Consider the following 13791-nt stretch of genomic DNA (forward strand, 5'->3'; position numbering starts at 1 on the left):
GACGGACCTCTTCAACCGCCTCAACCGAGACAGTCACGTCGCTCATCAGGTGCTACTTCCATGATCGGGAGTTGCACCGAAGACCGTACAGACCCGCCGGAACCGGCGTCGTACGCTGCCTCCGTTTGCATCACTTGGTCTGTCCGTTTGGGGGTGCCCGCGTGAGTGGTGAGCCGGGGAAGCCGTTCTTGTATGTCGTGGTGTGTGCAGCCGGGGTGGCTTCCGGTGTCGGGACGCTGATTTCGGCTGCGCAGAGCCGGGGTTGGGACGTGGGGGTGGTGGCCACACCGCTGGGCCTTGGCTTTATCGACCAGGCTGCGGTCGAGGCGCAGACCGGTTATCCGGTCCGGTCGGCGTGGCGGAAGCCCGGTGACATACGACCCTTGCCCCCGGCGGACGCCGTCGCGGTGGCACCGGCCACGTTCAATACGGTCAATAAGTGGGCGGCCGGGATCGCGGACACGCTGGCGCTGGGCATCTTGTGCGAGGCGTACGGTCTGGGCATTCCGACGGCGGTGCTGCCGTATGTGAACAGCGCGATGGCCGCGCATCCGGCATACGAGGAGAGCCTGGCTCGGCTGCGCGGCATGGGTGTCCAGGTCAGCGGCCAGGAGCCGCATCCGCCGAAGTCGGGCGGTGGGGCCACTGCTTTCCGCTGGGAGGAGGCGCTGGAATTGCTCGCGCCGGGAATCGGAGCCCGTAATTGAAGGCCGAGAATGAGATAAGCCCCAGGTATTCAACCTGAGGCTAATCAATGGAGCGGATGACGGGAATCGAACCCGCGCTTTGAGCTTGGGAAACACAGCAGCCGCCGTGAAGCAGGTGCTGGTCAGCGCGGTTTCGGGCTGACCAGCGGGTGTGCCGCAGCCTCCAGCACCGGCCGAGGTTGACCGCCATGTACCGCTGCGAGTGGTGCGGTTGTGGTGCAAACCGTGTAGGGCGGATCCGTCAGACGGCAACGACGGTCAGGGAGCCGTCCAGCCCCTTGAAATCGTCGGCGTTGCGGGTGAAGAGGGGAAGGCCCTGGACGGAGGCGATGGCGGCGATCATGAGATCCCTCCGGGGACGTGGATCGCGGCCTGAGGCAATGGCAAGCGCTACGAGCGTGCCGTAGCGGGCGGCTGCGTCCCCGTTGAACGGGAGGGGTTCGAAATCGGCGACTGCCGCGCCCAGTTTTTCCATGCGGGCGGCTCGGATGGCAGCGTCCTTGGCCATGGCGACACCTTGCTGCAACTCGGCCATCGTGATGGCGGTGAGTTCGGGGACCGCTGGAAGGTCCGCCGGGTCGAGCATGTCCAGATCGATGTACGTGCAGGTGTCGAGCACGCCAGCCGGGTGACGCTCAGCCATTGCTGCGCTGCCAGGGGTCGTCGTCGCCGGCACGGTCTTCGGTTCCGAAGAACTCGTCCGCTTCGTGTCGCATGGCGGCGGCGTCGACGCGCGGCAGTCTGCGGTGCCGTTCCACCAGTTCTTCCGCACTCAGACGACGCCTGCGGTGAAGGGGGCGCAGCTCTGCGACCTCGGTGCCGTTACGGGTGATGTGGTAGGTCTCGCCGGCTTCGACGGCGTCCATGACGGCTGCGGATTTGTTGCGGAACTCGCGCTGGGTGATGGTTTTCATGAGCTGAGTGTAGCGCGTCGTGTCTCATGGTGCTACAAACGGGTAGGGGCGGGGGCGGTGGGCGACGAACGCTGTGATCATCGGGTGGCTGCCCTCATCGAGGTCCGGGGGCTGGGCCCACGACCAGGAGGACGCCGCCCGCTCAACTCCGCAAACGCGCCAAGATCCGCAGCGAACGCCAGCAATGCTGGGGCCCTCACGACCCAAAGCCACTGACCAATTCCGGCGCGCCTGCGCGGCCTGGACGTCCCAGTCGGCGGCGTGGAGACATCTGTGTGGCGAGGCCGCGGCTTTCCGGTGGGAAGAGGCGCTGGAATCGCTCGCACCGGAAATGAGAGCGGGAATTGGGGTTGGGAATAGGTAGAGCCCCAAGTCCATGACTTGGGGCTCATATATGGAGCGGATGACGGGAATCGAACCCGCGCTCTGAGCTTGGGAATCAGAGGGGCTCTTACCGCGTCTGTGCTGGTCAGTGGTGCGTGTGGTGGATGAGCGTCAACCGGGACCGCGCCGCGGGTGACCGTGGCTGTCCTTGCCGTACCGCTCGATCCGGCGCGGATGTGGTGCGGTGGCCCGCTCGGTCGGGGGCGGGCCACCGTGGGTGGGCGTTGGGCCCGGCGAGGGGTCAGCCGATGGCGATCACCGGGTGGTCGGTGGGGTTGATCCACTTCATGACCTGGGTCAGGAAGGCGGCGGGTACGGCGACGCAGCCGCCGGTGGGGCCGGCTTGGGGGCCGAGGTCGTGGAGGAAGATGCCGGCACCGCGGCCCTTGACGGCGGGGCTGGTGTTGAAGTTGACGACCAGGGCGTTGTGGTACTGGGTCGGGTAGTTGATGAGGTGCTCGCTGCCGTCGTCGCCGGCCTCGGTGAGGTGGAAGCCGCCCTTGGTGTCGGTGCGCATCTGGTTGTAGTACGCGGAGGTGGGGTCCTCGACCCACCAGTCGTGGGCGGTGACCTGGTGGTAGGGCATCTTCGTACCGGGGTTGGCACCGATGCCGAAGCCGCGCGTGATGGTGTAGGTGCCGGTGGGTGTGGTGTCGGTGCCCTGCTTGCGAGTCGCGCCATTGGTGATTCCGTGCGAGCCGATCCGGGCGCCTGTGGTGGACGTCTGCTTCTGCCAGCCTTTGCTGGTCTTCTGCCAGAGCGTGACCGTGGCGTGGGAGCCGGATGCCTTGACGGTGATCACCTGCGTGGCGTTGCCGACAGTGACAGGAACGGGGAAGGGGCTGGGCGTGGTGACGTAGGACCCGGCGGGCAGGGTGAGGTGTTGGCCCGGGCGGATGGTGTAGGGAGACGCGATGTGGTTGGCGGACGCGAGTTTGGTCCAGCCGCCGGGCACGTGCTCCTTGAGGGCGATGCCTGACAGGGTGTCACCCGACACGACGGTGTAGGTGGAGACCGGGGTCGTACCCGACGGAGTGGTCGCGGCTTGCGCGCTACTGGAGGCGGCGACCGCCGAGACCGCGGCGGCGGCGCTGAGTGCGGCGGTGACGGTGGCGCGGCGCGCGACGGGAGTCCGCGGCTTGGCGTGCCGTCCCGAGGGGGCGTTCATCGGAGTGGCTTTCCTTTGTCGGTCGGATGGCGGAGGAATGGGGAGACAGGACGAGGCGACGCCGTCACCAGCTCAGCCCGAGCTCGACGCGGGCTCCGTACGCTGTCCGGGTGCCTTTCCCCGGGTAGTCCCACAGGATGCTGCCGGGACCGCGGGTGATGATGTCGGGATTGCCGTCGCCGTTGAAGTCGGCGAGGCCCGCGACGGGGAAGCTGGTCCAGCCGGTGCCGAGCTGGACACGGGCGGTCGCGGTGTCGTGGGCGGCGTCGCCGGGGTATAGCCAGAGGATTCCGGTCGAGTCCATGGCGAGCATGTCCATGTGCCCGTCCTTGTCCCAGTCGGCAAGTCCCTCCAGGGTGTACGTGCTTATGCCGGTGCCGATCTGGACGCGGGTGCCCAGCGTGCTGGTGCCGTTGACGGCGCCGCTGCCGGGGTAGTTCCAGAGGTTTCCGCTGCCGTCCTCGGCGATGACGTCCGGGTGCCCGTCACCGTTCCAGTCCCGGACTCCGGCGAAGACGTAATTGGTCCAGCCGGTACCGAGTTCGACACGGGCGGTCGAGGTGTCGTGGTCCGCGTCACCGGGATACAGCCAGAGAAGGCCCGTGGCGTCCTTCGCCACGATGTCGGCGTAGCCGTCGCCGTTGAAGTCCGCGATGCCGGCCACGGTGTAGCCGGAGAATCCCCAGCCGACAAGGGTGCCGCTGGCGGTGTCGGGGCCGTGCGTGCCGTCGCCGGGGTACATCCACAGGTCGCCCGACGGCGTCTCGGCCACCAGGTCCGAGGTGCCGTCGCCGTTGAAGTCCACGGTGTCGGCGAAGGTGTACGGTCCACCACCCGCGACGCCCTGCTGGTACAGGGCTCCGGCCTGGTTGCCGGTGACGGCGTAGTCGTAGGCCTGGACGCCGCTGACGGAACCGGACAGGAAGTCGCCGGGGCTGCCGTTGTACAGGCCCCGGCCGACGGTGAAGGCATCGGGGGCGTTCCACGCCGTCACACCACTGGCCGAACCGGCGAGAGCGCCGTTGACGTAGAGCTGGGTCGTCTTCGTTGCCGCGTTGTACACGCCGACGAGGTGTGTCCACAGATTCGCCGACGGGCCGGTGGCGTACGCGTAGCTGAAGGCGGGACCGCTCACGTCTGCGCTGGTGGTCGCGAAGGCCCAGGTGGGGGCGCTGGTGTGGGAGTAGTTGTACTGAAGGTAGAAGGCGCTGTTCTGACTTCCCTCCTGGGCGGCGATGGTCATGTTGTGCGTGGGCAGAGAGCTGGGTTTGACCCAGGCCGAGACGCTGAAGCTGCCGCTGGTGTCCAGCACGGGTGAGGCGCTCGAAGCGGTGCCGTCGGTTCCGTCGAGGTTCAGGACGGTGCCGCGCATCGCGTCGTCACCCCAGGCGGCGCCGGTGCCTGACAAGGTGAGCGTGGCGTTGCCGGTATTGGGGTTCAGGACGGTGCCCGGAGTCTGCGCTGTGTCGGTGGCCGCGGTGTCCGTCACCACCGGCATGCCGTTGCCGTCGTCCATCGCCCACGTGTCCTGCGGTGTCAGCAGGGCATTGGCGATGGAGCCGTAGGCCCGCAGGCTCAGGTTGACGTGATCACCGCTGTCCGCGAAGGGCGCCAGCCGCTCCTCGCCGTGGTAAGCACCGGATACCGCGACCGCGGAGTCGAGATCCGCGAAATACGTCGCAGGCGTCGACCACGGGTTGCCCAGGTTCATTCCGCCGAGGAAGGCGTTGACGTCGGTGCGGTTGTCGTCGACCGTCGAGGTGCAGGGGTCGTTGGCGGTGGCTCCGTCCCCGTTGTAGCCCTGGCAGGGCGTCAGGGAGGTCAGGACGACGTTGATCCCCCAGGCCTGCAACTGCTGGATCAGGGCGGTGTACCCATTGGTCTCCAGGTCGGTGCTGGACGACGTGCCTCCCAGGAGGTCTTCCAGACCCTCGTCGACGACGACTGTGTTGATGCCCGGCTGGTCCAGGACGTCGCGGTCGATCCTCGACAGCGCCGACGGTCCGCCGATCGGACTGCCCTGGTACGTCTCGGGGTTGTCGGTCATGAGCTGGTTCGACTCGATGCCTTCGGCCAGCACGCCGAAGGGCGCGGCGGTCGTGGGCTCGGCCGAGGCCAGCGCGTCCGACACCCGGTAGCCGTTGGAGTTCGGCGGCGTGGTGTTGGGCTGGAACGGGTCCACCAGATGGTCACCCAGTACGGCCTCGGTCGGCACACCCGCCGTCTGCACGTCCAGCCCGGTCACCAGTTGGGTGAAGTTGCCGTAGGCCGCCGCGGTCGTGGTGAAGGGAGTGGCGATGGTGCTCGCGGTGAGGTCCCCCGACCCCACGGCGGTGACGTAGGAGTACGAGCCGTTGGCGTACGAATGCGTCACCACGTACGGCACGGAGTTGGTGAGTTGGAAGGAGAGCAGGAGGTTGTGTCCGGCGGTGACGGCGAAGTTGATCGGGTCGCTGTACACCATGCCGCCGACCGGTACGGTCACCGACTGGGCGCCGCCGAAGGTGAGGGACGTCGGAGTGCCCGAGGGCACTGGCGTGAAGGCCGTGGCGCTGGAGCTGAGCGCGAACGTGGCATGGCCGATGCTCAGCTTGCTCGTGCCCTCGCCGTTGTCGAGCTTGACGCGGACGGTGCCACCGGAGATCGAGGGTTGCAGGACCGCGTCCGGCACGCGCTACTACGAGCTCGGCGGCGACACCGTCGCCGAGCGGTCCAGCACCGGCGACGTGCAGTATCTGATCCCGGACCGGCAGGGCACCGACACCCTCGCTGTCGACTACCAGACGCTCGCCCCGACGCGCCGTTCCTATCTGCCCTTCGGCCAGGAGCGCACCGCGCCGTCGGTGTGGCCGGGCGGCGACGACGGATACGTGGGCGGCACACCGGACCCGGCGACGGGACTGGAGAACCTGGGAGCGCGCCAGTACGACCCGTCCAGCGGCCGGTTCATGTCACCGGACCCGGTCTTCGAGGCCAACGATCCGACGCAGCTCGGCGGCTACGACTACGCGGGCAACGACCCGGTCACCGGTTCCGATCCGACCGGCACGATGCTCTACGACGACGTGACCGGGCTCGGCTTCGGAAACGTCCATGTGATGCACGACTGGTACCACGACCAGGGCTACACCGACAGCCACGGCCACGCGACCCAGAAGTACGCCAACCTCGTCTACCGCCAGGCCATCTCCTACCTCATCGGCCAGTACGAGCTGACCCATCCGCAGCCGAAGCCGAAGGCCAAACCGAAGAAGCCGTGGTGGAAGAAGGCCACGGGGATCGCGGAGAACGCCGGAAAGTTCGTCTACCACGCCTCAGGCGCGGCCGATGTCGTCGGATGTGTCTCCGATCCGTCCGTCGGCGGTTGTATCAAGGCCGGTGCCCTGGTCGCGGGCTTCCTCGCCACGGGCGGTGAGGACGAGTTGGAGATCGCCGCCCTGGAGGCCGGGGAGGACCTGGCGGACAAGGAGGCCGGTGACCTGGCCGAGGACGCCGCGTCCTGCCTCGTCCCGCACAGCTTCACCGGCAACACCCCCGTCCTCGAAGCGGGCGGTGCCACGGTCCGGATCGCCAAGGTCCGAGTCGGCGACGTGGTGATGTCCACCGACCCCCAGACCGGCGAGACCTCCGCGCACGTCGTCCAGCGCGTGATCCGCACGACCACGGACCACGACTTCACGGCACTGACGATCGCGCCGTCGAAGCCGGCGTCCGCGGCCGCGGCGAAGTCCGCAGCGGGGGCGCCCCGGAAGATCACGGCGGCCGTCCTCACCACCACCTGGCACCACCCCTTCTGGAACGTCACCACCTCCCAGTGGACCGACGCCTCCCACCTCACCCCGGGGACTCGTCTCCGCGAAGCCGACGGCACCACCGCCGTCGTCACCGCGGTCCGCAACTACCACACGACGGCAGTGACGTACGACCTCACGGTCGCGAACCTGCACTCGTACTATGTGCTGGCGGGGGCCACACCAGTCCTGGTCCACAACTGCGACGGGTCCGTCTTTTACCATGGAACGGACGGCGCTTCGGCCCGAGACATCTGGGAGAACGGACTGAAGGCGAGTGCGGCGGCCTCCAAGCACATGGACGGCGTCGGAGGATTCTTCCTGGCCACGGAGCGTGATGACGCTGTCTACTACGCACTCCGCCGACAGCCCGGCGCCCTGATCAAAGCCACAATCTCCTCCGACGCCATGGCGACGCTCCGGAACGCGGGAGCGGAGTTGCGAGACATTCCCTACGGTGGCCCGGGTACTGTTTCCCACGTCGGTCAAGAATTTCACATTCCCGAGTCGGCGTTCGATGTCTACAATTCACTGAGGGATTCGGGAGGTATTCAGTATGGCCCAGGGTGATGAGTTCAGAAATCCACAGGATTTCATTCGACGGCAGCAGGGCAGGTTTTTCCGCAAGGGGTTGTACGCTCCGCGAGACATGGCGAGCCAGATCGCCGCCGAGGCGGTTCTGGGCGGCGCCGACAGTGTAAGCATCACAATCGATGACGAATGGATCGTCGTCGAGGCCGACGTCGACTGGCTGGCGGGAGTCGAGGGTGATCCATTTACCCACCTGACTGTTTTCCCTGCGGGAGGGCCCACGGATACGACTCGAGAGATTCTTGCGGTAACTTTTTCTTCCGGGGTAGTAACCGCTACCGAAGCAGGAGCCCTCATCATCAAGGGAGACACTGCCGGCCCTGTGCGGGCTGGTTCTGTGCGGGGGCGCCTTGTCGCTTTCAAGGTGGAAGTCGACGCGGACTGATCGCCATTGTTTTCGGCAGCGTCAATATAGATATTCTCAGCTGCGGACAAGTCTCTTTCACGGGCCAGGAGCCGCACGGATCGAAGACCCTGCTTTCGACCACATGGGAATCGCTCCCATGGGCCTCAACGACTGGTTCAAGCTCTTCAACGACGAACGCTTCGTCCACGTCTACGCGGCGGACGACGGCAGCGACCCTAGTGGCGAGTCACAGGCCCAGGGGTGACGGCTATGGCACGCCCCTCCGGGCTCGTTGTCAGAGGGCGTGAAGCCGTCGCCATACGGGATTTCAGCGTTGCAATGTGGGAATATTGCGGAACCAACTGGGGCACTCTTCGTAAAATCACGTGACCCACCTCGCCGAAAAGGCGTCTCGCGATTCGAGAAAGCCTCGGTGTTCACCGGTTAGTCACGGTTAACCCGGGCATTCACGTGCGGAATTCTCAGCCCAGTGGCACGCGTATGGCACGCGACCTTCGAATTGGTCTGGACAACGATAAAGCCCCAAGTTCATGACCTGGGGCTTCACTTTGGAGCGGATGACGGGAATCGAACCCGCGCTCTGAGCTTGGGAATCACAGGGGCCTTGCTGGGGTCCGTGCTGGTCAGGGGGCCGGTGGGTCGGAGAGGGTCCATTGAGTTGCTGTCGGTACTGACCGTGGCAGCCCGTGGCGTACCGCTGGATCTGGTGCGGAAGTGGTGCGGCGGGGGCAAGGGAGCCCTTCAGTGGCGCTGGTAGCTTCGTGCGGGGTTCTGGTAACCGCGAGAGGCTCGGGGGTGGTTGGGGTGGGGCGGCCGACGGATTGGGATGTGCTGGATCTGGACCGGGATCCGGTGCCGGGTGATCCGTTTGAGGTGAAGGAGCTCGCCCGGAAGTTGGGGGACTTCGCCGATGACGTCGCCTCCGCGCTGAGGTCGGTCAAAGGTCTGAACGGCGACTCCGCGGTGCAGGAGTGGGCGGGGTTGTCGGGTGATGCGTACCGCCAGCAGTTCGGGGATCTGCCGGGTGAGCTGGACAAGCTGGAGCGGTCGTATCGGCTGGCGTCCGGGGCTCTGGATGACTACTGGCCGAAGCTGGAGACCGCCCAGGGCGACGCCGACCGCGCCCTGGCCCAAGGCCGCACCGCCCGGCAGGAGTTGGACTCCGCCAAGAACCAGCTCACCAACGCTGATGCGTGGGTGAAGCGGGCGCAGGACAAGTCCAAGTCCTACCAGGACGACCCCAAACCGAATGTGCCGCCGCCGTCAGCCGAAGAGGTCCGGGCGGCGTCCCGTAACGCCACGGACGCCAACTCCGCCCACAGCACCGCCTCCACGGCCGTCCACAACGCCCAGGCGAAGCTCGACGCGGCCAAGCAACTGGCCGACGACGCCGCCCAACTCCGCGACGACGCCGCCTCGACCGCGCAGCACGCCCTCCACGAGGCGAGCGACGCTGGCATCAAGAACAAGCACTGGTGGGAGAAGGCGGTCGACTGGGTCGCCGACCACTGGGACGACATCATCGCGGTCTGCAAGGTCATCGTCGCCGTCCTGGGCATCGTCGTCCTGATCATCGGCGGCCCCCTGGCCTGGCTCGTCCTGGCCGCCGCCGTCCTCGTCCTCGCCGACACCGTCATGAAATACCTCAAAGGCCAAGCCAGCCTCTGGGACGTCCTCTTCGCAGCCCTCGACTGCATCCCCATGTTCAAAGGCCTCACCACCGCCGGCGGCCTCCTCAAAATGGCCCGCGAACTCCCCACCCTCCTCAAATCCGGCAAAGCCCTGGAGAACATCGCCAACAGCGTCCGTAAAGGGGCGAGCGGCATACGGCAGCTCGGCCGTGAGATGAAGAGCCTGTTCACCTGCGGTGACCCGATCGACATGGCCACAGGCGAGATGGTGATGTCCGCGACGGACGTGGATCTCCCTGGTGTACTGCCGCTGCTCGTGGAGCGGCACCACCGCTCGATGAGTCGAACGGGCCGCCTGCTGGGCAAGGAGTGGACATCCACGTTCGACCAGCGGATACGGATCGACGACCAGGGCGTCGGCTACACCGCGGAAGACGGCATGGTGCTGTACTACCCCGTGCCACAACACGGCGTGCCGATCATGCCCGTGGTTGGGCCGCGGTGGCCGCTTTTCTGGGACGGTACTCCCGGAGGCGCTCTGTGTGTGGAGCGTCCGGAGAGCGGTCTGACCTACCGGTTCGCTTCGATGGCGGCTGCCCCGTCCACCACACTCGTGCTGTCCGAGATCACCGACCGTAACGGCAACACCCTGACGTTCGAGTATGAAGACGGCCTTGTGCGGCAAGTCGTCCACAGCGGCGGATACCGTGTTGGCGTCGAGTACGCCGCGGGGCGGATTTCGGCGCTGCGGCTGCTGAGCGACCCGGATCTTCCCGAACTGGTCCGGTACGGCTACGACGAAGCGGGGCGGCTCGCGGAAATCTTCAATTCCTCGGGCAGGCCGCTGCACCTCGACTACGACGAGGCCGGCCGGATTGTCTCCTGGCAGGACAGGCTCGGTTCCCGCTACGCGTACACGTACGACGACGCAGGTCGCTGTGTGCACAGCACCGGTACCGACGGAATCCTTGAATACGGGTACGCCTACGACGCCGACGCCCGTTCCGTCGTGGCGACGAACGCCTTCGGCCACAGCCGGACGTACGAGTTCGACGAGGACCTGAACCTGGTCCGTGAAACGGACTTCCTTGGCCGGCTCACCTTGCGTGCGTGGGACGGCCACAGCCGTCTCCTCTCCCTGACCGACCCCTTGGGTCGCACCACCAGGCACGACTACGACCACGCCGGTCGTCTGACGCGGACGACGGGCCCCGACGGTACGACCGCCGTGTACACCTACGACGAGCACATGGGTCTGCCGGTCAGTGCGCGGGGGCCGGACGGTGCGGAGTGGCGGTACGACTACGACGAGCGCGGAAACGTGCTGGCCGCAACCGATCCGCTCGGCGCGGTAACCGCATATACATATGACGAACGTGGGGCTGTCGCTTCGGTGACCGATCCGCTGGGAACCAGCACATCAATAGCCGCCAACCCGGCCGGGATCCCCGTGGAGGTGGCGACTTCCGCCAGTGTCACCCGCTTCACAGTGGACGCCTTCGGCCGGACAACGGAGGTCAGGGAACCGGGAGCGGGCACCACACGCCTGCGCTGGACCCGTGAGGGGCTGCCGCTTTCTCGCACCGCGCCGGACGGCTCCGTGGAGCGCTGGTCGTATGACGCGGAGGGCAACCCGGTGTCGTACACCGACGTCCGAGAAGCCACGACCCGTTACGAGATTACGCATTTCGATCAGATCGCGGCGCAGATTCTGCCGGACGGTACGCGCGTCACGTTCGAGTACGACGCCGAACTGCGTCCGGTACGTGTGGCGTTCCCCGGTGGGCTCAACTGGACCTACGCGTACGACGCCGAGGGCAACCTCGCCGCGGAGACCGACCTCAACGGACGGGAGCTCGCCTATCGCTACGACGAGGCAGGAGAGTTGGCGGAGCGGGTCAACGGAGCCGGGCAGTGGATCCGTTACGTGCGCGACGCGCTCGGTAGAGTAGTGGAGCAGCGGACCGACGACGGTGTCACCACCTTCGCGTACGACCCGGCCGGTGGGCTGACAAAGGCCGTGAACGCTGATGCCGAGCTGGCGTTCGACCTCGATCCGCTTGGCCGGGTGCTTTCCGAGACGTGCAATGGGCGCACTCTGAGCAGTCGGTACGACCTCGCAGGCCGTCGTGTGCGGCGCCGCACACCGAGCGGCCACACCAGCGTCTGGACATACGACGCCACGCACCATCCGGTGGGTCTGCTGGCAGCCGGGCGCACCGTCACCTTCGGCTATGACAGGTCCGGGCGTGAGACCCAGCAGCAGGTCGGCCCCATGGTCACGATCAGGCAGAGCTGGGATGAGCTCCATCGGCTCACCGGACAGTGGCTGGGCTCCGGATCGGGCAACACCGTCGGCCGGAGCCTGCGTCGGTACGACTACCGTACCGATGGACTCGTGGCGGCCGTCGAGGACGCGGCGCTCGGCAGGAGGATGTACGAGCACGACGCTGCCGGGCGGATCACCGCAGTCCACGACGAGCAGCGCGTTGAACGATACGCGTACGACCCGGTGGGCAACCTCGTGTACGCCGAGACCGGGGACCAGCGGAATCGGGACATGCAGGGCCCACGCGGTTTCCAGGGCACCCTGATCGAGTCTGCGGGGCGGTCACGCTACGAGCACGACGCGCAAGGCCGTGTCGTGCGCCACACCCGCAGACTCTTGTCCGGCGGAGCGCGGGTGTGGACGTACACGTGGAACGCGGAAGACCGGCTGTGCGAGATGGTGACGCCGGACGGAAAGCGGTGGCGCTATCGCTACGACCCGCTGGGCCGGAGGATCGCGAAACAGCTGATCGCGTCTGACGGCATGACGGTTCTCGAGCAGACCGACTTCGTCTGGGACGGCACCAGGCTGGCAGAGCAGAGTGTCACTCGGCCGGGAACGTCTGCCGCACACACGACATGGGACTGGGAGCCCGGAGCCGACCGCCCCGTCACACAGGTGCATCGGACCGTCGTCGACGAAGATCCCGAGTCCGTCGACGAGACGTTCTACGCCATCGTCTCCGACCTCGTCGGCACACCCACAGAACTCGTCGACGACGGGGGGAACGTCGTATGGCGATCCCGCGCCTCCCTGTGGGGAGAGCGGTCAGCGGACACCGTCGACACCGCTGACTGCCCGTTGCGGTTCCCGGGCCAATACCACGATGCCGAATCCGGGCTCCACTACAACTACTTCCGCTATTACGATCCCGCCGCGGCCCGCTACATCAGCCCCGATCCGCTGGGCCTGGAACCAGCGCCCAACCACCACGCCTACGTCAGCAATCCGTTGGAATGGATTGATCCGCTCGGACTCGCTCCGGCCTGCAAGGCGATCATCCGCCACTACACCACCAAGAGCGGCTACAACAAGATCATGGGCGGTGGGGGGAAGGACGCCATCACCCTCAAGGCCGGGCAGACGGCGAAGGGCAATCCCACGGCTGTCTACGTGACCCCTATGAGCCCGGTCGATGTGGCGAAGAAACCGGGAGGATTCAAGTCCTACCTCGGTCTGACCCGTGAGAAGTCCGAGTACATGATCGAGTTCGAGGCCGACAAGGCCAAGTTCGCCGGGCGTCTTCCCGGTGGCCGCAGCCACATATGGTTCAGTCCGAAGGACGTGCGGATTCCCCGCGGGTCGATCAAATACCACGGCCCCACGTCCAACTGGAAGCCCTGAGCCGGCGTAGAGAGACGAGGACCAGCGCGATGGACATCAGCGGACACTCCAGTGACTTCGTCACGGACTCGGCCTTCTACGGCGCCCTGACCCGCTTTGCCGACAGCCGGCTTCGCCGCTGGCCAGGCCTTCACATCGACGGCCGGCCGGTCGAACCGGGATCGCTCCCGCGCTGGGACCCGCCGGCGGCGACGGCTGAGGAGCCGCCGGGCGTCGAGACCGGGCCGGAGATCGTGACGTTCTCCAGAGGCCCGGAGATGGAGGAGTTCTGGGAAGAACAGGGCTACGCCTTGGACGCCGCCGGAGAGGGTCCTTTCTCGGTGCTGTACTCCGCCTCGCCTCATCCCTTGCATGCCCGCAGGATCACCGAGGTCGTGCGGGCGGGCGCGGGAGAAGAAGACCTCCAGACCGTCGAGGGCATCGGGCTCCTCCTCAGCCACTATCTGGCGGTCAGTCTGATCACTCCGGACGACCCGGCAACCGACGCGTTCTCGGCTTCCGTCCGCGACGACTTCCTCGCGGCGTTCGGCGTGTGACGCGCGCCGCCGCAGAACACGACACGGGT

General features: G+C 66.7%; 10 protein-coding genes. 6 read left to right on the forward strand and 4 right to left on the reverse strand.

Annotated features, from left to right (window positions below):
* Positions 1-161: 161 nt before the first annotated feature.
* Entirely contained in the window at positions 162-707 is a 546-nt protein-coding gene (locus ACFZBB_RS31975; protein ID WP_391129861.1) for a flavoprotein, read from the forward strand.
* Between the two features lie 241 nt (positions 708-948).
* Here ACFZBB_RS31975 and ACFZBB_RS31980 read toward each other — a convergent pair whose 3' ends face one another.
* The 4 genes from ACFZBB_RS31980 to ACFZBB_RS31995 form a co-directional block, all read right to left on the reverse strand.
* A complete protein-coding gene (locus tag ACFZBB_RS31980) occupies positions 949-1350 on the reverse strand; it encodes a type II toxin-antitoxin system VapC family toxin (protein WP_391129864.1) in 402 nt (133 codons plus the stop codon).
* On the reverse strand, positions 1343-1621 hold the full coding sequence (locus ACFZBB_RS31985) for a type II toxin-antitoxin system prevent-host-death family antitoxin (RefSeq protein WP_391129867.1): 279 nt from the start codon (positions 1619-1621) through the stop codon (positions 1343-1345). Before ACFZBB_RS31985 ends, ACFZBB_RS31980 begins: the two co-directional genes overlap by 8 nt.
* 625 nt (positions 1622-2246) lie before the next feature.
* Positions 2247-3173, reverse strand: coding sequence for a LysM peptidoglycan-binding domain-containing protein (locus tag ACFZBB_RS31990; RefSeq protein WP_391129870.1), 927 nt, complete (start codon positions 3171-3173; stop codon positions 2247-2249).
* Between the two features lie 64 nt (positions 3174-3237).
* Positions 3238-5844: a LamG-like jellyroll fold domain-containing protein gene (locus ACFZBB_RS31995; protein ID WP_391129873.1), complete on the reverse strand. Its 2607-nt coding sequence runs from the start codon at positions 5842-5844 to the stop codon at positions 3238-3240.
* Between ACFZBB_RS31995 and ACFZBB_RS32000 the strand changes: the two genes are divergently transcribed.
* The 5 genes from ACFZBB_RS32000 (at position 5804) to ACFZBB_RS32020 (ending at position 13762) form a co-directional block, all read left to right on the forward strand.
* Complete coding sequence (locus ACFZBB_RS32000) at positions 5804-7534, forward strand: RHS repeat-associated core domain-containing protein (protein WP_391129877.1); 1731 nt, start codon at positions 5804-5806, stop codon at positions 7532-7534. The two genes, ACFZBB_RS31995 and ACFZBB_RS32000, sit on opposite strands and share 41 nt — an antisense overlap.
* 79 nt (positions 7535-7613) lie before the next feature.
* Positions 7614-7940 carry a hypothetical protein gene (locus ACFZBB_RS32005; RefSeq protein WP_391129880.1) on the forward strand — a complete coding sequence of 109 codons (327 nt, stop codon included), beginning with the start codon at positions 7614-7616 and terminating at the stop codon, positions 7938-7940.
* A gap of 103 nt (positions 7941-8043) precedes the next feature.
* Entirely contained in the window at positions 8044-8166 is a 123-nt protein-coding gene (locus ACFZBB_RS32010) for a hypothetical protein (RefSeq protein WP_391129883.1), read from the forward strand.
* Between the two features lie 608 nt (positions 8167-8774).
* On the forward strand, positions 8775-13226 hold the full coding sequence (locus ACFZBB_RS32015) for an RHS repeat-associated core domain-containing protein (protein WP_391130066.1): 4452 nt from the start codon (positions 8775-8777) through the stop codon (positions 13224-13226).
* 29 nt (positions 13227-13255) lie between these two features.
* Positions 13256-13762 (forward strand): hypothetical protein, encoded by a 507-nt coding sequence (locus ACFZBB_RS32020; protein WP_391129886.1) that lies wholly within the window; start codon positions 13256-13258, stop codon positions 13760-13762.
* Positions 13763-13791 lie beyond the last annotated feature (29 nt).

The organism is Streptomyces sp. NPDC008139 (assembly GCF_042957025.1).
Lineage (GTDB): Bacteria > Actinomycetota > Actinomycetes > Streptomycetales > Streptomycetaceae > Actinacidiphila.

Excerpts from the sequence above, each read along its gene's own strand:
- ACFZBB_RS31980 (WP_391129864.1), bottom strand. The coding sequence starts at position 1,350 with ATGGCTGAGCGTCACCCGGCTGGCGTGCTCGACACCTGCACGTACATC.
- ACFZBB_RS31985 (WP_391129867.1), bottom strand. The coding sequence starts at position 1,621 with ATGAAAACCATCACCCAGCGCGAGTTCCGCAACAAATCCGCAGCCGTC.
- ACFZBB_RS31990 (WP_391129870.1), bottom strand. The coding sequence starts at position 3,173 with ATGAACGCCCCCTCGGGACGGCACGCCAAGCCGCGGACTCCCGTCGCG.
- ACFZBB_RS32005 (WP_391129880.1), top strand. The coding sequence starts at position 7,614 with ATGGCGAGCCAGATCGCCGCCGAGGCGGTTCTGGGCGGCGCCGACAGT.
- ACFZBB_RS32010 (WP_391129883.1), top strand. The coding sequence starts at position 8,044 with ATGGGAATCGCTCCCATGGGCCTCAACGACTGGTTCAAGCTCTTCAAC.
- ACFZBB_RS32020 (WP_391129886.1), top strand. The coding sequence starts at position 13,256 with ATGGACATCAGCGGACACTCCAGTGACTTCGTCACGGACTCGGCCTTC.